This is a genomic window from Nocardia sp. NPDC052566, assembly GCF_044547285.1.
In the GTDB taxonomy this organism is placed as follows: domain Bacteria; phylum Actinomycetota; class Actinomycetes; order Mycobacteriales; family Mycobacteriaceae; genus Nocardia.
The window spans coordinates 122,446-143,244 of the sequence record NZ_JBIUAF010000008.1 but is presented as its reverse complement, the minus strand read 5'-3'; the positions used below and the strand labels follow the sequence as shown (position 1 = coordinate 143,244).

At 69.4% G+C, this 20,799-nt stretch carries 1 protein-coding gene (only partly in view); it reads left to right on the top strand.

Going from position 1 to position 20,799, the window contains the following annotated elements:
- Nucleotides 1–200 precede the first annotated feature (200 nt).
- Nucleotides 201–20,799, top strand: partial view of a non-ribosomal peptide synthase/polyketide synthase gene (locus tag ACIG5A_RS38890; protein ID WP_397249666.1) — the 5' end (the start) only. It continues 29,798 nt past the right edge of the window; 20,599 of the gene's 50,397 nt are visible here — the first part of the coding sequence; the start codon lies at nt 201–203; the stop codon falls past the right edge of the window.

The window sequence follows — 20,799 nt, the reverse complement described above, 5'->3', positions numbered from 1 at the left end:
GGCCGGTCGATGGGTAACGGGTTGGGTCGACCGCATGTAACAAGATCGGCCTGGCAGACAGATAGTGCCAATGGACATTTTTGCCTGATTGATATGAGTACTGAACCCGGATCCCCGGACGCCACGCTGTAAGAAGGTGCGCGTCCTATCCGGGTGTCGTCGGGGAGCGCTTGCGTGGTGTTCCGGAAGCGAGGTTACGGTTGGACCGGCTGGATTTCGGCGGAAACGGCGAAACTAGTGGCGAACGGGCACACGGCGCGGCGCAAGCTTCGGTGGAGCATTTTCCGTTGTCGCCTGCGCAGCTGGGCATCTGGTACGCGCAGCATGTCGACCCGCAGGTGCCGATCAACATCGCCCAGTATGTCGACCTACACGGCGAGCTCGATGTAGACACGCTGGAGCGCGCCAGTATCGATGCCTCGCACGAGCTCGGTTCGGGCTTCCTGCGCATCGTCGAACGCGACGGTGAACCGCTGCAGTACGTCGATCACGGTATCGCGGCGTACGACAAGGCCGTCTACGTCGACCTGCGTGGCGAGGACGATCCGGCCGCGGCCGCGATGGCGTGGATGCGTGCCGAGTACAGCCGTCCGCTCGACCTGACCACGGACCGGCTGATCATGATCGCCGTGCTGCAGCTGGCCGACGACCATCAGTACTGGTACTCGCGGGCGCATCACATCGCGCTCGACGGTTTCGGCGCGATGACCAACCTCAACCGCATCGCCGAGCTGTACACGGCCTACGTCAACGGCACCGAACCCGCGGTGTCGAAGGCCACCGATCTGCGCACGCTCTTCGACCAGGAGATCGCCTACCGCGAGAGCACCCGCTTCGCCGCGGACAAGGAGCACTGGGCCAGCCGGGTCGCCGGTCTCGAGGACGGCACCAGCCTGGCCGGGCGTTCCGCCCCGCCCGCCGCGATCAACGGTATCGCCAGCGCCGCGCTGTCCGACGACCAGAACTCGCTGCTGGAAGCGGCCGTGGCGCGCCATGATTCGTCGCCCGCCGCGCTGCTGCTCGCCGCGTTCGCCGGCTATCTCGCGCAGTGGACCGGCTCGGAGGACGTCATCCTCAGCCTGCCGGTGACCGCGCGCACCACCGCAGCGATGCGCCGCTCGGGCGGTGTCTCGTCGAATATCGTGCCGCTGCGGCTGCGCGTCGGCCACGGCACCACCGTCGCCGAGCTGCTGAAGCAGGTGACGGTCGAGGTGTCGGGCGCACTGCGCCACCAGCGGTACCGGCACGAGGACATCCGCCGTGACGCGGCCGGTGACGGCGTGGTGACCACCGAGTTCTTCGGCCCGTGGGTCAACATCATGCTGTTCCACGACGAGCTGGTGATGGGCCCGATGCTCGGCCAGCTCAGCGTGCTCTCCACCGGCAGCATCGAAGATCTCGGCGTCAACTTCTATCAGTCCGTCGCGGGCACCCGCTCGCACATCGACTTCGAGACCAACCCGAACCTCTACACCGAAGACGAAGCGCGCCAGCATCATTCGCGTTTCCTGGAGTTCTTCGACCGGTTCCTCGCCGCGGCCGACGACGCCGCGGTCTGGCAGCTGGACGTCACCACCGAGTCCGAGCGCGAGCTCACCCTGCTCGACTGGAACGACTCCGACCAGGACGCGCCGCACACCACGCTGGCCGCACTGCTCGACGCGCAGATGCCGCTGGCGCCCGAGGCCGTCGCGCTCGATTTCGAGGGTGCGACGCTGACCTACGCCGAATTCGATGCCAGGGTCAACCGGCTCGCCAGGTATCTGATCGACGACGGCGTCGGCCCGGAATCCCTTGTCGCCCTTGGCATGCGGCGTTCGCTCGAACTGGTCGTCGGCATGCACGCCGTGCTCAAGGCCGGTGGCGCGTATGTGCCGATCGATCCGGATCATCCGGCCGATCGCACCGCCTACATCTTGGACAGCGCGGCCCCGGTCTGCGTGCTGACGGTCGCCGCCGACGAGCTGGAACTGCCGGAGACGGTGCGCCGGGTCGAAATCGACACCCTCGACGTATCGGGATACGCGGATTCGCCTGTCACGGACGCCGATCGGCGCGCGCCGCTGCGGCCGGACAACACCGCCTACGTCATCTACACCTCGGGTTCGACCGGCCGCCCCAAGGGCGTCGCGGTCACCCACCACGCGATCGTCAACCAGCAGCTGTGGATGCTGGACGAATACCGGCTCACCGCCGACGACGTGTACCTGCAGAAGACCGCGACCACGTTCGACGTCTCGCTGTGGGGCTATTTCCTGCCGCTGATGGTCGGCGCCAAGCTGGTCATCGCCTCGCCCGACGGGCACCGGGATCCGCTCTACGTCGCGGACATGATCGAGCGGCACGGCGTCACCGTCACCGACTTCGTGCCGTCCATGCTGACGGTCTTCGTCGCGCATGCGACCCAGGCCCAATGTGCCTCGCTGCGCGCGGTTTTCGTGATCGGTGAGGCGCTGCCGCCGGAGACCGCCGCCGGTTTCCGCGCGATCACCTCCGCGGGCCTGCATAATCTGTACGGCCCGACCGAGGCCGCGGTCTCGGTCACCTACTGGGAGGCCACCGCCGCCGACACCGTCTCGGTGCCGATCGGTATCCCGGAGTGGAATGTCCAGGTCTACGTGCTGGATTCGCGGCTGCGCCCGGCCGCCATCGGCGCACCGGGTGAGCTGTACCTCGGCGGGCGCCAGCTCGCGCGCGGCTACCGCGGCAGGCCGGATCTGACCTCGGATCGCTTCGTCGCCAACCCGCTGTCCACGCACGGCGAGCGCATGTACCGCACCGGCGACCTGGTGCGCTGGAACGCCGCGGGCACGCTGGAATACATCGGCCGCACCGACTTCCAGGTGAAGTTCCGCGGTCAGCGCATCGAGCTCGGCGAGATCGAGACCGATCTGCTCGCCCACCCGGCGGTCAGCCAGGCCGTCGTGCTGGTGGTCGACACCGCCACCGGCCAGCAGCTGGTCGCGTATGTGGTTCCCGCACCGGGCTATTCGATCGATTCGACCGAGCTGACCCGCTTCGCCGCGGAAAAGCTGCCCACCTACATGGTGCCCGCATCGATCATGGTGCTGGACGCCTTCCCGCTCAACACCTCCGGCAAGCTGGACCGAAAGGCCCTGCCGGAGCCGGTGTTCAGCGCGGACGCGACGAGCTTCCGCGCGCCGCGCACCCAGGCCGAGCAGATCGTGGCGGGCATCTTCGCCGACGTGCTCAGCCAGGACCGCATCGGCATCGACGACAACTTCTTCGATCTGGGCGGCAACTCGCTGGTCGCCACCCAGGTGGTGTCGCGGATCGGCGCGGCGTTCGGCATCCAGCTCGGCGTCCGCGCGCTGTTCGAGACGCCGACCGTTGCGGGTATCGCCGTCCGCGCCGAAAGCGCCACGCCCGCCGACGGTTCCCGGCCGCCGCTGGTCGCCCAGCAGCTGCCGGAGCGGGTGCCGCTCTCGCTTGCGCAGCAGCGCATGTGGTTCATCAACCAGTTCGACCCGACGGTGCCGACCTACAACCTGCCCTTCGTGGTGCGGTTGCGCGGCCATGTCGAACTCGAGGCGCTGCAGGCCGCGCTGACCGATGTGGTCGAGCGCCAGCAGTCGCTGCGCACGATCTTCCCCGAATCCGGTGACGGCGGCTACCAGCGCGTGCTGCCGATGGACGAGGTCGATCTCGGCATCGCCGTGCAGCCCATCGACGACGCCGAATTGCCCGCCGTGCTCGCTGAATTCGCGGCCACCGGCTTCGACGTGTCCTTCGAGCTGCCGATCAGGGTGCGGGTCTATCAGGTGATCGGCGGCCGGTCGAACGGCACGCCCGAGTATGTGGTCGCGTTCGTGGTGCACCACATCGCCGCCGATGGTGTGTCCTTCGGCCCGCTCTCGCGCGATGTCGCCACCGCCTACCTGGCGCGCGCCGCGGGCGAGCCGCCGAGCTGGACACCGCTGCCGGTGCAGTACCAGGACTTCAGCATCTGGCAGCGCGAGCTGCTCGGCGCCGAATCCGATCCCGAGTCGATGGCCGCACGCGAGATCGCCTACTGGCGTGGCGCTTTGGCCGGTCTGCCGGATCAGCTCGACCTGCCGACGGATCGGCAGCGCCCGCCGGTGCAGAGCTTCCGCGGCGGCCGGGTGAGCTTCGATATCGATGCCGATCTGCACCAGCGCCTGGCCCAGTTGGCCCGTGCGCAGGGCGTCAGCCTCTTCATGGTCATGCACGCCTCGCTCGCGGTGCTGCTGGCCCGGTTGAGCGGCACCAGCGATATCGCCATCGGTACCCCGGTGGCCGGGCGCGGTGAGCAGGCGCTCGACGACCTGATCGGCATGTTCGTCAACACCCTGGTGCTGCGCTCCGAGGTGGACGGCGACGAGCGGTTCACCGACTTCCTTTCCCGGACACGGGAATCCGACCTCGCGGCGTTCGCGTACGCCGACGTGCCGTTCGAGCGGCTGGTCGAGGTGCTCAACCCGACCCGCTCGCAGGCGCGGCATCCGCTGTTCCAGGTGATGCTGTCGTTCCAGGAAATGTCGCACGCGACACTGGAATTACCCGGCCTCTCGGTGACCGCCGACGAGCTCGAGGTCGATATCGCCAAGTTCGACCTGCAGTGGACCGTCACCGAGGAACGCGGCGCCAACGGCGAGCCCGAGGGCATGGCCGCGGTGGTCTCGTTCGCCACCGACCTGTTCGATGCGGCGACCGTCGCCGAATTCGGCCACCGCTACCTGCGCGTACTCGAATCCGCCGTCGCCGCACCGGATACCGCGGTCCGCGAGATCGAGATCCTCGACGACGCCGAGCGCGCCACCGTGCTCACCGAATGGAACCGCACCGCGAGCGAGCTGCCCGCGGCCACCGTGCTCGAGCTGTTCGAGGCGCAGGTCCGCCTGCGCCCGGACGATATCGCCGTCGTCTTCGACGGCGGTGACCGCGCCGAAGGGGAGTTCGGGCCGCAGGTCGAACTAACCTACGCCGAGTTCGCCTCGCGCGTGAATCGCTTGGCGCGCAAGCTGATCGCCGAGGGCGTCGGCCCGGAATCGCTGGTCGCCGTCGGCATCCGCCGCTCGGTGGACATGCTCGTCGCCATCTACGCCACCATGACCGCGGGCGGCGGCTACGTGCCGATCGATCCGGATCATCCGGCCGAGCGCACCGAGTACGTACTGGCCAGCTCCGCGCCGGTCTGCGTGCTGACCACCACCAACGACAATGTCGCGGGCGCGGACTGCCCCGTCTTCGCGCTGGACACGCTGGCGCTGGACGACTTCGCCGACGCGCCGGTCACCGACGCGGATCGTATTGCGCCGCTGCGTGATTCGAACACCGCCTACGTGCTCTACACCTCCGGTTCGACCGGCCGGCCCAAGGGCGTCGCGGTGCCGCACGCCGCGGTGGTCAACCAGGTCGCCTGGATCACCGCCGAATACCGGATCACCCCGGCCGATGTGATCCTGCAGAAGACGCCGGTCACCTTCGACGTGTCGGTGTGGGAGTTGTTCGGCACCTTGGCCGTCGGCGCGCGCATGCTGATCGCCGCGCCGGACGGGCACCGCGATCCGATGTACCTGTCCGAGATCATCGGACGGCATCAGGTCACCATGACCTCGTTCGTGCCGTCGATGCTCTCGGTCTTCGCCGGCGCCGCCTCGCCCGCCGAATGCGCTTCGCTGCGTGCGGTTCTCGTCGCCGGTGAGGCGCTGCCGCCCGCGACGGTGACCGCGTTCCGGCAGTTCTCCACCGCCGCGGTGCACAACCTGTACGGGCCGACCGAGTTCACCGTGCACGCCACCGCGTGGCACCTCAGCGAGGTCGCCCCGGCCACGGTGCCGATCGGGCGCCCGGTGTGGAACGCTCAAACCTATGTGCTCGACCAGGGATTGAACCCGGTTCCGGCCGGTGTCCCCGGTGAGCTGTACCTCGGTGGCGCCCAGGTGGCGCGCGGTTACCACGGCAGGCCCGACCTGTCCGCCGAGCGTTTCGTCGCCGATCCGTTCGGCGCGCCGGGCGCTCGCCTGTACCGCACCGGCGACCTCGTCAAATGGATCGCTGCATCGCGAAGCGATTCCATGGGGGGTGGTGGCCGGGCGACGGGTGGGCCCGAACCGCGCGATCCCGAGGTCGGCACCGCGGGTGTCCTGGAATACATCGGCCGCACCGACTTCCAGGTGAAGTTCCGCGGTCAGCGCATCGAGCTCGGCGAGATCGAGGCCGCGCTGCTCGACCATCCGACGGTCACCCAGGCCGTCGTGCTCGTGCTCGACACGGTGGCGGGCGATCAGCTCGTCGCCTACATCGTCACCCCCGCCGGACCGGTCGATCTCGACAGCATCAAGAACGCGCTGCACCGCACGCTGCCCGCGTACATGGTGCCCTCGGCGATCGTGGTGCTGGAGGCGTTCCCGCTCAACGCCTCCGGCAAGCTGGACCGCAAGGCGTTGCCCGCCCCGGTGTTCGAGGTGCGCGAATTCCGCGCGCCGACAACGCCGATCGAGGAGATCGTCGCGCAGATCTTCGGCGAGGTGCTCGGCATCACCCGGGTCGGCGTCGACGACGACTTCTTCGAACTCGGCGGCAACTCGCTGATCGCCACCCAGGTGGCCTCCCGCCTCGGTATCGCACTGGACACCAGGGTGCCGGTGCGCATGTTGTTCGAGGCCTCCACGGTGGCCGCGCTCGCCGCGCGCGTCGAATCGCACGCCGGTGACGGCGCGCGCAAGGCGCTGGTGGCCAGGGTGCGCCCGGACCGGGTGCCGCTGTCGCTCGCGCAGCAGCGCATGTGGTTCCTCAACCGCTTCGACACCGAGTCGGCGGTCAACAACATCCCGGTCGCCATCCGCCTGTCCGGCGACCTCGACGTGGCGGCGCTGCAGGTCGCGGTCATCGACGTGATCGACCGGCACGAATCGCTGCGCACCGTCTTCCCGGAGACCAAGAACGGCCCGGTACAGGTGGTGCTGGACGCGGCGCAGATCGTGCCCGACCTGACGCCGGTGCCGGTGACCGAGCACAACCTGATCGCGCACCTGGTCGAGCTGGCCTCGATGGCCTTCGACGTGACCAGCGAAGTGCCGTTGCACGCACGGCTTTTCGAGATCTCCGAATCCGAGTACGTGCTCGGCATGGTGGTGCACCACATCTCCGCCGACGGCTGGTCCATGGGCCCGCTCGCGCGCGATGTCATGGTCGCCTACGCCGCGCGCACCTCGTGGGAGGCACCCGCCTGGTCCGCGCTGCCGGTGCAGTACGCGGACTACGCGCTGTGGCAGCGCGAAGTGCTCGGCGCCGAGGACGATCCGAATTCGCTGATCTCCAGCCAGATCCGGTACTGGACCCGCGAACTCGCCGATCTGCCCGACGAATTGGTGCTGCCCGCCGATCGGCCGCGCCCGGCCGTCGCCACTTATCGCGGCGGCACCTACCCGTTCGTCATCTCGGGGGAAACCCAGCGCGCGCTTGTCGATCTGGGCCGCAGGCACAATGCCTCGCTGTTCATGGTCATGCACAGCGCGCTCGCCGTGCTGCTCGCCCGCGCGAGCGGCACCGGCGATATCGCCATCGGCACGCCGGTGGCCGGCCGCGGTGAGGCCGCGCTCGACGACCTGATCGGCATGTTCGTCAACACGCTCGTGCTGCGCACCGAGATCGACGGCGCGGCAAGCTTCGCCGATCTGCTCGCGCAGGCCCGCGAGACCGACCTGCACGCGTTCGCGCACGCCGACGTGCCGTTCGAGCGGCTGGTCGAGGTGCTCAACCCGGCGCGCTCGCAGGCACGCCACCCGCTGTTCCAGGTGATGCTGACCTTCCAGAACACCAGGCAGGCCAACCTGGAACTGCCCGGCCTCTCGGTCAACGGCATCGACTACGATCCGGGCCTTGCCAAGTTCGACCTGCAGCTGACCCTGTCGGAGACCCAGGACGAGGACGGCGAAGCGGCCGGGATGTCGGCCGAGATCTCCTACGCGCTCGACCTTTTCGACGAGGACACGATCGCGGCGTTCGCGAGCAGGCTGGACCGGATCCTCGCGGCGGTCACCGCCGATCCGACGGTGCCGGTCGGCGATATCGTGCTGCTGGACGAGCGTGAGGTCGCGCAGGCGCTGCACGGCTGGAACGACACGGTGCGCGAGATCGGTTCGCCGGCTTCGCTGGTCGAGCTCTTCGCGGCGCAGGCGGCGGCTACGCCGGATGCGGTTGCTCTTATCGATCCGGCCGACGGTACTTCGCTGACCTACGCCGAGTTCGGTGCCCGGGTGCATCGTCTGGCGCGCAAGCTGATCGAGGCCGGTGTCGGTCCGGAAAGCCTTGTCGCGCTCGGCCTTCGGCGTTCGGTCGACTTCGTGGTCGCCGCGTACGCGGTGCACGAGGCCGGTGGTGGCTATGTGCCGCTCGACGTGGATCAGCCCGCCGAGCGGGTGAACTATGTCCTCGAGTCGGCGGCACCGGTCTGTGTGCTGACCACGTCGCGTGATGGTTTCGATGGCGGAGCTATATCTACGCTGTCGATCGACGAGCTGGATCTGTCGGTGTACTCCGATGCGCCGGTGGCGGCTTCGGAGCGGATCGCGCCGTTGCGTCCTGAACACCCGGCGTACGTGATCTTCACGTCCGGTTCGACCGGCCGCCCGAAGGGTGTGGCCGTGCCGCATTCGGCGGTGGTGAACCAGATTCGCTGGATCACCGGCGAGTACGGCATCGGTGCTGATGATGTCGTGTTGTTCAAGACTCCCGCGACGTTCGATGTGTCGGTGTGGGAGTTGTTCGGTCCGTTGAGCACCGGTGGCCGGATCGTGGTTGCCAGCCCGGATGGTCATCGTGATCCGCAGTACCTGGCGGATGTCATCGCGGCGGAGCGGGTCACGATGACCTCGTTCGTGCCGTCGATGCTGACGGTGTTCGCGGGCTACGCCGATACGGCGGGCGTGAGCGCCGAATTGGCGTCGCTGCGCCTGCTGTTCATCGCCGGTGAGGCGTTCACCTCGGATGCGGTTCGAGCGATCCGCAAGGTGTCCGGGGCGGAGCTCTACAACCTGTACGGCCCCACGGAATTCACCGTGCACGCCACCCACGGCCCGGTCGCACCCGCGATCGAGGGCGCGGTGCCGATCGGTCTGCCGGTGTGGAATGCCCAGGCGTACGTGCTCGATTCGCGTCTGCACCCGGTCGCGCCGGGTGTTGCGGGTGAGCTGTATCTCGCGGGCGCCCAGTTGGCGCGTGGCTACTTCGGCCGCGCCGACCTGACCGCGGATCGCTTCGTTGCCAACCCGTTCGGTACCGCCGAGCGTATGTACCGCACCGGTGACCTCGTCACCCGCGACGTCGACGGTGCGATCGTCTACATCGGTCGTACCGACTTCCAGGTGAAGTTGCGTGGTCTGCGCATCGAGCTCGGGGAAATCGAAACTGCCCTAACCACGCACGATTCCGTCGCCCAAGCCGTCGCGCTTGTCCGTTCCGATCCGCGTACCGGCGATCAGCTCGTCGGCTACGTGGTGCCCGCGAACGGCGCCGCCGTCGACCTCGACGACCTGCGCGCGCAACTGGGCGCGCACCTGCCGTCGTACATGGTGCCGTCGGCCATCGTGGTGCTCGACGCCATGCCGCTCAACCCCAACGGCAAGTTGGACCGCCGCGCGCTGCCCGAACCCGTCTTCGAGGCAAGGGAATTCCGCGCGCCGTCCACGCCGATCGAGGAGATCGTCGCGGGCATCTTCGCCGAGGTGCTCGGCCTCTCGCCGACCGACGGCGATCGCCAGGTCGGCCTCGACGACGACTTCTTCGACCTCGGCGGCAACTCGCTGATCGCCACCCAGGTGGTCGCCAGGCTCGGCGCCGCGCTGGATGCCCGTGTGCCCGTGCGGATCCTGTTCGAGGCGCCCACCGTTGCCGCGCTGGCCGCGCGACTGGAGGCGCCCTCGGACGCGCGCGCCTTCCAGGCGCTGACCGCGCGCACCAGGCCCGAATTCCCGCCGCTGTCGCTTGCTCAGCAGCGGATGTGGTTCCTCAACCGCTTCGATGTCGATTCCGCCGCCAACAACATTCCGGTGGCGGTGCGGCTGCGCGGCGCGCTCGATCTCGACGCGCTGCGCGAGGCCATCCTCGACGTCGTCGCGCGGCACGAATCGCTGCGCACCATCTACCCGTCCCGTGACGGCATCGCCTACCAGCAGGTGCTCGCGCCCGCGCAGGCGATTCCGGATATGGCGGTCGAACTCGTCACCGAGGACGACATCTACGGCGCGCTCTACGATTTCGTGCAGCACGGCTTCGACGTGACCGCGGAGCCGCCGGTGCGGCTGCGGGTCTACGAGATCCACGAGCACGACTACGTGCTCGTCGTCGTCGCGCATCACATTGCCGCGGACGGCTTCTCGATGCGGCCGCTGGTCCGCGACCTGATGACCGCCTACCTGGCGCGGTCCGCCGAGTCGGCGCCCGGCTGGGCTCCGCTGGCGGTGCAGTACGTGGATTACGCGCTGTGGCAGCGGGAAACGCTCGGCTCCGAGGACGATCCGCAGTCGCTGATCTCCGAACAGCTCGGCTACTGGCGGCGCGCGCTCGCCGGCCTGCCCGACGAGCTGCGGCTGTCCACCCGCCCGCGCCCGGCGATCGCGTCGTACCGGGCGGGCACCCATCGGTTCCGTGTCCCCGGTGAGCTGATCGATGGGCTGAACGCGGTGGCCCACGCCAACGGCACCACGCTGTTCATGGTGGTGCACGGTGCGTTCGCCACCCTGCTCGCGCGGTTGAGCGGCACCGACGACATCGCCGTCGGCACGCCGATCGCGGGCCGCGGCGATCAGGCGCTCGACGACCTGATCGGTATGTTCGTCAACACCCTCGTGCTGCGGGCCAGGATCGATCCCGCGCAGCCGTTCACCGAACTGCTCGGGCAGGTGCGCGAGCAGGATCTCGAGGCGTTCGCGCACGCCGACGTGCCGTTCGAGCGGCTCGTCGAGGTGCTCAACCCGGCGCGCTCGCAGGCGCGGCATCCGCTGTTCCAGGCGATGCTGTCGTTCCAGAACCTCGGCCGCGCCGCGCTCGAACTGCCCGGTCTGAGCGTCGCCGAACTCGGCGTCGATCAGCAGACCGCGAAGGTCGACCTGCAGCTGACCCTCGACGAGGGCGCCGACCCCGCGGCCGGTCACGGCATGGAAGCCGAAATCCTCTACGCGGCAGAACTGTTCGACTCCGGCTTCGCCGCATCCTTCGCCGATCGGTTCCTGCGGGTGCTGCGCGGTGTCGTCGCCGACCCGAAGGTCAGGCTCGGCGATATCGACGTGCTCGACGCGAGCGAGCGCGCGCAGCTCGACCTGTGGAACGCCACCGCGTTCGAGGTGGACGCGGTGCTGCCCGAGGCCCCCGATGCCGCGGCGGCGACGCTGGTTTCGCTGTTCGAGGCGCAGGTCGTCCGCACGCCGGAGGCGACAGCCGTGGCGTACGAGGGGACAGGTCTGTCCTACGCCGAGTTCGCCGACCGGGTACACCGGTTGGCGCGCTGGCTGGTCGCCGCGGGCGTCGGCCCCGAATCGCTTGTCGCGCTCGGTATGCGGCGCTCGATCGACCTCGTCGTCGGTATGTACGCGGTCACCGTCGCCGGTGGCGCCTACGTGCCGCTCGATCCGGATCATCCGGCCGAGCGCACCGGCCACATCCTCGACACCGCCCAGCCGGTGTGCGTGCTCACCTCGGGCAGCGACCTGGATATCGACGGGCTCTCGCAGGTCCGCATCGACGAGCTGGACCTGTCGGTGTTCTCCGGCGAGCCGCTCACCGACGCCGATCGCAGCACGCCGCTGCGCCCGGACAACACCGCCTACGTCATCTTCACATCGGGCTCGACCGGTCGGCCGAAGGGTGTGGCGGTCAGCCATGCCGCGATCGTCAACCGCCTCGTCTGGATGCACGCCCAGTACGGGCTGTCCGCCAACGACGTCGTCCTGCAGAAGACTCCGGCCACCTTCGACGTGTCGGTGTGGGAGTTCTTCTGGCCCTTGCAGATCGGCGCGCGCCTGGTGGTCGCGAAGCCGGACGGCCACCGCGATCCGGCCTACCTTGCCGAGCTGATCCAGCGCGAGCAGATCACCACCGCGCACTTCGTGCCGTCGATGCTCGCGGTGTTCGTCGCCGACGATCGGGCGGCCGACTGCACCAGCCTGCGCATGGTGTTCGCCTCCGGTGAGGCGCTGCCCGCCGTGACCGCGCAGCGCCTGCGCGAGCTCACCGGCGCCGCGTTGCACAACCTGTACGGTCCGACCGAGGCCGCGGTCGATGTGACCTTCCATGAGGTCGTCGATGCCGATGCCGCGTCGGTGCCGATCGGTGCTCCGGTGTTCAACACTCAGGTGTACGTGCTGGATTCGCGGTTGCGGCCGGTTCCGGTGGGTGTGCCGGGTGAGTTGTATCTGGCCGGTGTGCAATTGGCGCGCGGCTACCTGGCGCGGCCCGACCTCAGCGCGGATCGCTTCGTGGCCAACCCGTTCGGTGACGCGGACCGCATGTACCGCACCGGTGACTTGGTCACCTGGACCGCCGCCGGTGAGCTGGAGTATTTGGGCCGCACCGACTTCCAGGTCAAGATCCGTGGCCTGCGCATCGAGCTCGGCGAGATCGAGTCGGCGCTGACGGCGCTGCGCGCGGTGGCCCAGGCCGCCGTCGTCGTGCGCTCCGACGAGCGCCTCGGCGATCAGCTCGCGGCCTATGTGGTGCCCGCCGACGGCGTGCTCGACATCGACGCGGTCAAGGCCGCGCTCGGCCGCCAGCTGCCCGGCTACATGGTGCCCGCGGCCTTCGTGGTGCTCGACGCGTTCCCGCTCAACGCCTCCGGCAAGCTGGACCGCAAGGCGCTGCCCGCGCCGGTGTTCGCGGCCAAGGCATTCCGCGCACCGAGCACACCGGTGGAGCAGGCGATCGCCGACACCATCGGCGAGGTGCTCGGTGTCGCCAGGGTCGGCGCCGACGACGACTTCTTCGAACTCGGCGGCAACTCGCTGCTGGCCACCCAGCTGGTCGCGCGCCTCGGCGCGGCGCTCGATATCGAGCTCCCGGTCCGGGTGCTGTTCGAGACCGCGCAGGTGTCCGCGCTGGCCTCGCGCCTGGAATCGCATGTGGGTGAGGGTGGCCGCACGCCGCTGACCCCGCGCCCGCGCACCGGGCTTGTCCCGCTGTCGCTCGCACAGCAGCGCATGTGGTTCCTCAACCGCTTCGACAGCCGCACCGCGGTGAACAACATCCCGGTCGCCATCAGGCTGACCGGCGCCGTCGACCGCGCCGCGCTCGACGCGGCCCTCGGCGACGTGCTGGCCAGGCACGAGGCCCTACGCACGGTGTACCCCGAGGTGGAAGGCGTTGGCTACCAGCGCATTCTGCCCGTCGACGAGGCGCGCGTCGCGCTGGCGCCGGAATCGGTGAGCGCGGCGGGGCTGCCCGCGCGCATCGTCGAGCTGGCGAGCACGCACTTCGACGTCACCACCGAGATCCCGTTCCGGGCAAGCCTGCTCACAGTGAGCGAGACCGAACACGTCGCGGTGCTCGTGCTGCACCACATCAGCGGTGACGGCTTCTCGCTGCGCCCGCTGCTGCGCGATGTCGTTGTCGCCTACACCGAGCGCACGAGGGGCGAGGCCCCTGCGTGGGCGCCGCTCGAGGTGCAGTACGCCGATTACACGCTGTGGCAGCGCGAAGTGCTCGGCAGCGAAGAGGATCCGGATTCGGTCGCGGCCGAGCAGATCGCCTACTGGACCGAGCGCCTGCGCGACCTGCCCGACCAGATCGAGCTGCCCGCGGACCGCCCGCGCCCGGAGATCGCCTCCAATGCCGGTGGCACGCACGCCTTCTCGATCGACGCCGAACTGCATGCCGCGCTCGCCGAGGTGGCACGCGCCAACGGCGCCACGCTGTTCATGGTGGTGCACGCCGCGCTCGCCGCGTGGACGGCGCGGCTGTCCAACAGCACCGATGTCGCCATCGGCACTCCGATCGCCGGGCGCGGTGAACGCGCGCTCGACGATCTGGTCGGCATGTTCGTCAACACCCTGGTGCTGCGCAACGACGTTCAGCTCGGCACCACCTTCCGCGAACTGCTCGAGCAGGTGCGCCGCACCGATCTGGCCGCGTTCGCGCACGCCGACGTGCCGTTCGAGCGGCTGGTCGATGTCATCAGCCCGACCCGCTCGCAGGCGCATCATCCGCTGTTCCAGGTCGCGCTGACCTTCGAGGCCGCCTCCGCCGCCGATCTCGGCACCATCGCGCTGCCCGGCCTCGATGTCGACGTCGTCGAATTCGACGCGGGCACTTCGAAGTTCGATGTCCAGCTGACCGTCGGTGGGACCGCGGACGGCGCGCTCGCGCTGTCCTGGAACTACGCCACAGAACTGTTCGATCCAGAGACGGTGGCGTTGTTCGCCGACCGCCTCGTGCGCATCCTGCGCAGCGTCGCCGAGGATCCGGAGATCGTGGTCGGCGATATCGACCTGCTCGGCGAGGCCGAGCGGCTCGATGTCACGCAGCGCTGGGTGTCCGCCGGTGTCGATGCCGTGGCGCGAGCGGCGGGCCCCGAGGCGGCAGCTCGCGTAACCACGCAGGGCCCCGGGAGCGCCACCATCGGGCACAGCACCGGCCTGTTCGCTGAGTCCGACATCACCCTGGTCGGCTTGTTCGACGCCGCGGTCCTCGCGCATCCGAACCGCATCGCGGCCAAGTTCGGCGTGGAGACGCTGACCTACGCCGAGCTCGACCGGCGCGCGAATGTGCTGGCGCGCAGGCTGATCGCCGAGGGCGCCGGTCCGGAATCGCTGGTCGCGGTGATCCTGCCGCGCTCGCTCGACCTGGTCGTCGCGCTGCTCGCGGTGGTGAAGACCGGTGCGGGCTATGTGCCGGTCGATCCGACCTATCCGGCCGAGCGCATCGCGTACGTGCTCGCGGATTCGCGCCCGACGAGCGTGATCGTCGACTCCACGGTGCAGGTCACGGTGCCCGAAGAGCTGCCGTCGGTGGTGCTCGACGGATTCGCCGTGGAGACCGGCAATGTCGAGGACGCCGACGACGCGCCGATCACCGACGCCGACCGCATCGCCGCGCTGACGCCCGATCACGTGGCCTACGTGATCTACACCTCCGGTTCGACCGGCCGCCCGAAGGGTGTCGCGGTCGCGCACCGGAATGTGGTGCGGCTGTTCGCGAATACCGATCGTGAGTTCGGCTTCGGCCCCGACGACGTGTGGACCCTGTTCCACTCCTACGCCTTCGACTTCGCGGTCTGGGAGCTGTGGGGCCCGCTGCTCTACGGCGGCACCCTCGTGGTCGTCGACTACTACACCTCGCGCTCGCCGGAGCAGTTCCTGGAACTGCTGCGCCGGGAACGCGTCACGGTGCTCAACCAGACGCCGTCGGCGTTCTACCAACTGGCCGAGGCCGATCGCAACGCCGCGGCCGACGCGGGCGCGCTCGCGCTGCGCTACGTGGTGTTCGGCGGCGAGGCGCTGGAGCTGCGCAGGCTCGCCGATTGGGTCGCGCGCCACGGCGATAGCACCCCGCTGCTGGTCAACATGTACGGCATCACCGAGACCACGGTGCACGTGTCCTACCGCGCGCTGGACGCCGCGACCATCGCCGCCGCCTCCGGCAGCGTGGTCGGCCGCGCCATCGCGGGCCTGCGCGTGTACGTGCTCGACAACCGGATGCGGCCGGTGCCGGTCGGCGTCGCGGGCGAAATGTATGTGGCGGGCCCGCAATTGGCCCGCGGCTACCTCGGCCGCCCCGATCTGACCGCGACGCGCTTCGTCGCCAACCCGCTCGGCGGGGCCGAGGCAGCGGGCACCCGCCTGTATCGCTCCGGCGACCTCGCGCGCTGGAACCGCTTCGGTGAGCTCGAATACCTGGGCCGCGCCGACGATCAGGTCAAGGTGCGTGGTTTCCGCATCGAACTCGGCGAGATCGAATCCGCCGTGCTCGCCCAGCCCGGCATCGCCCAGGCCGCGGTCATCGTGCGCGAGGACCAGCCGGGAGATCAGCGCATCGTGGCCTACGTGGTGGCCGAGCCCGAGGCGACGCCGGATCTGGACGTGGTGCGCAACGGCGCGGCCGAGCGGCTGCCGTCCTACATGGTGCCCTCGGCCATGGTGCGGCTGGAGTGGATCCCGCTGACCGTCAACGGCAAGCTGGACCGCCGCGCGCTGCCCGCCCCCGCGGTGCGCGCGCGTGCCTTCCGCGCGCCGCAGACGCCGGTGCAGGAGACCGTCGCCGCGGTATTCGCCGAGGTGCTCGATCTCGCGCAGATCGGCCTGGACGACGACTTCTTCGAACTCGGCGGCAACTCGCTGATCGCGACCAGGGTCGCCTCCCGCATCGGCGCCGCGCTCGGCACCACCGTCGCGGTGCGCACCCTGTTCGAGACGCCGACGGTGGAAGCGCTTGCGGCACGGATCGAATCGCACGCCGACGGTGCGTCGCGGGCCAGGCTGGTCGCGCGGCAGCGCCCGGCCGCCGAACTGGTGCCGCTGTCGTTCGCACAGCAGCGCATGTGGTTCATCAACCAGTACGACAAGTCGTCCGCGGCGTACAACCTGCCGCTGGCGATCCGGCTGACCGGCGAATTGGACACCGCCGCACTGGAACTGGCCATCGCCGACGTGGTGCGCAGGCACGAGTCGCTGCGCACCCGCTACCCGGAGCACGGCGGAACGCCGATGCAGCTCGTGGTGCCCGCCGAGCAGATCGCGCTCGACCTGCGGCCGTACCAGGCGCCCGCGGCCGAGTTGACCGCGGCGGTGACCGAGTACGTCTCGGCCGGATTCGATGTGGCCGAACAGGTTCCGCTGCGCGCCAGGCTGTTCCAGGCCGCCGCGGACGAGCACGTGCTCGTGGTGGTGATGCACCACATCGCCGGTGACGGTTTCTCCATGGGGCCGCTGAGCCGCGATGTGATGACCGCCTACACCGCGCGCACCCAGGGCAGCGTGCCGACCTGGGCGCCGCTCGCGGTGCAGTACGCCGATTTCGCGATCTGGCAGCGGGAAGTGCTCGGCTCCGAGGCGGATCCGGACTCGCTGATGGCCCGCCAGGTCGCCTACTGGCGCACGGCGCTCGACGGTGTGCCGGACGAGCTTTCGCTGCCCACCGACCGCCCGCGCCCGCCGATCGCCTCGCTGCGCGGCGCGACCCTGCACCGCAGGCTCGCGCCGGAACTGGTGCGCGCGCTGGAAGACGCGGCGCGCCAGCGTGGTTCGTCGCTGTTCATGGTGATGCACAGCGCGCTCGCGGTGCTGCTCGCCCGGCTCTCCGGCGGCGACGACATCGCCATCGGCACCCCGATCGCCGGTCGTGGCGAGCAGGCGCTCGACGATCTGGTCGGCATGTTCGTCAACACGCTGGTGCTGCGCACCGGCGTCGACCGATCCGAATCGTTCACCCAGCTGCTGGACAAGGTGCGGCGCACCGACCTCGACGCGTTCGGCAACGCCGACGTGCCGTTCGAGCGACTGGTGGAACTGCTCGCGCCTGAGCGCTCCCAGGCACGCAACCCGCTGTTCCAGGTGCTGCTCGCGTTCCAGAACCTGGATCGCACCACGCTGGAACTGCCGGGCCTGATGGTTTCGGCGCTCGACGTCGAGGAGAACGTCTCCCGGGTCGACCTGCAGTTCACCCTGTCCGAGCACGGTGCGGGCGGTATGGCGCTCGCGCTGACCTACGCCACCGATCTGTTCGACGAGCCGACGGCGGCGGCGCTGGCGCAGCGGTTCGAGCGGCTGCTCGCGGCCGTCGTCGCGACGCCTGATCTGCCGGTCGGCGATATCGCGCTGCTGGACGCGGCCGAGGTCGCGCAGGCGCTGCACGGCTGGAACGACACGGTGCGTGCGATCGGTTCGGCGGCTTCGCTGGTCGAGCTGTTCGCGGCGCAGGCGGCGGCGACGCCGGATGCGGTCGCGATCGTCGACCGTTCGGGCGAGGTCACGGCGACGCTGGCCCACCCGTCGCCCGACCACCACCCCTCATCGAGTCGCTTCGCGACGCTGGCCCACCCGTCGCCCGACCACCACCCCTCAACGAGTCGCTTCGCGACGCTGACATATGCCGAGTTCGGTGCCCGGGTGCATCGTTTGGCGCGCAAGCTGATCGAGGCCGGTGTCGGTCCGGAAAGCCTTGTCGCGCTTGGTCTGCGGCGTTCTGTTGACTTCGTGGTCGCCGCGTACGCGGTGCACGAGGCCGGTGGCGGGTATGTGCCACTGGATCTGGATCAGCCTGCCGAGCGCATCGATTACGTGCTCGAGTCGGCGGCACCGGTCTGTGTGCTGACGACCTCGCGTGACGGTTTCGATGGCGGAGCTATATCTACGTTGTCGATCGACGAGCTGGATCTGTCGGCGTACTCCGATGCGCCGGTTACCGCTTCGGAGCGGATCGCGCCGCTGCGCCCGCAGCATCCTGCGTACGTCATCTTCACCTCGGGTTCGACCGGCCGCCCGAAGGGTGTCGCGGTCTCGCATTCGGCCGTGGTGAACCAGATTCGCTGGATCACCGGCGAATACGGCATCGGCGCTGATGATGTCGTGCTGTTCAAGACCCCCGCGACGTTCGACGTATCGGTGTGGGAGCTGTTCGGTCCGATGAGCACCGGCGGCCGGATCGTGGTTGCCAGCCCGGACGGGCATCGTGATCCGCAGTACCTGGCGGATGTCATCGCGGCGGAGCGGGTCACGATGACCTCGTTCGTGCCGTCCATGCTCACCGCGTTCGCCGGCGCCGTCGAGAGCGAGGCACTCACCTCGCTGCGCGCACTACTCATCGCCGGTGAGGCCTTCACCTCCGACACCGTTCAGGCGTTCCGCCGGGTCAGCGGGGCGGAGCTCTACAACCTGTACGGGCCGACGGAATTCGCCGTGCACGCCACCCACGCCCCGGTCGCCGACGACGTGCGCGGCGCGGTGCCCATCGGTCTGCCGGTGTGGAATGCCCAGGCGTACGTGCTCGATTCGCGTCTGCATCCGGTCGCGCCGGGTGTCGCGGGTGAGCTGTATCTCGCGGGCGCCCAGTTGGCGCGTGGCTACTTCGGCCGCGCCGACCTGACCGCGGATCGCTTCGTTGCCAACCCGTTCGGTACCGCCGAGCGTATGTATCGCACCGGTGACCTTGTCACCCGTGATGTCGACGGTGCGATCGTCTACATCGGTCGTACCGACTTCCAGGTGAAGTTGCGTGGTCTGCGCATCGAGCTCGGTGAGATCGAAACCGCGCTCACCGCACTGGATTCGGTCGCCCAGGCCGTCGCGATCGTCCGGTCGGACGCGCGCACCGGCGATCAGCTCGTCGGCTACGTCACCCCGGCACGCGGCGCGCACATCGACATCGAGGCGCTGCGCACCCACCTGGCCGCCGAACTGCCGTCGTACATGGTGCCCGCCGCGATCATGGTGCTCGACGCCATGCCGCTCAACCCCAACGGCAAGCTGGACCGCCGCGCGCTGCCCGAGCCGGTGTTCGCCTCCGAGGTGGTGTTCCGCGCGGCGCGTAATCCGTTGGAGCACACGATCGCCGAGGTGTTCGCCGAGGTGCTCGGCGTCGACCGGGTCGGCATCGACGACTCGTTCTTCGCGCTCGGCGGCGACAGCATCGTGTCCATCCAGCTGGTCTCGCGGGCCAAGGCGCGCGGCGTGGTCTTCAGCCCGCGCAACGTCTTCGAGCAGCGCACCGTCGCCGGGCTGGCCTCGGTCGCCCAGACGGCCGCGAGCGCGACGGCGTCGACCACCGTGCTCGCCGAGCTGCCCGGCGGCGGCGTCGGCGAGCTGCCGCTGACCCCGGTGGTCCGTTTCATGGCCGAGCGGGCCGGTTCGTTCGGCCGGTTCAACCAGACCATGGCACTGGAGCTTCCGGTCGGCATCGAGCGCTCCGGTATCGCCGCCACCGTGCGCGCGGTCATCGATCGGCACGACATGCTGCGTGCCCGCCTGTACCACGCCGGTGACGACTGGATCGTCGACATCGCGGAGCCGGGCACCGTCGACGTCGACGCGCTGATCGACCGGACCGAATTCGACGCGGGCGTCGACGACGCCGCGCTGGTCGAGATCGCCTCCGCCGCACTGGATGCCTCGCTGGATCTGCTCGATCCCGCCACGGGCGTCGTCATCCGGTTCGTCTGGCTCGAGCCTTCGTCCGCCGAGCGCGCCGGACGCCTGATCGTGGTGGCGCACCACCTGGTGATCGACGGTGTCTCCTGGCGCATCCTGGTGCCGGACTTTGTCGCGGCCTGGGGTCAGCTGGCCGCGGGCCAGGAACCCGAGCTGGTCGCACCGGCCACCTCGATGCGGGCATGGGCGCACGCGCTGGAGCGCGCGGCACGCGGCGCGGACCGCGTCGCCGAACTCGACTACTGGCGTTCGGTGGTCGGTAGCAGTGTTGGTTCGAGCGACCTGCAAGCAGTCGCTAGCGGCGATCCGCTGCTGACCGCGCGGCCGATGGATCCCGCGGTGGATACCTCCGGTGTCATCGAGAAGATCAAGGTCGAGGTGTCCGCCGAGGTCACCCGCGCCCTGCTGACCACGGTGCCCGCACTGTTCCACGGCGGCGTCAACGACGGCCTGCTCACCGCGCTGGCACTGGCCACCGCGAAGTGGCGCGCGAGCAAGCCGGGCGCACGCGCCGAGGACTCGCTGCTGATCCGGCTCGAGGGCCACGGCCGCGAAGAGGACATCGTGCCCGGCGCGGACCTCTCGCGCACGGTCGGCTGGTTCACCACGATGTTCCCGGTGCGCTTCGACCTGGCGGGCATCGATATCGATGCCGCGCTGGCCGGCGGTCCCGCGCTCGGCAGCG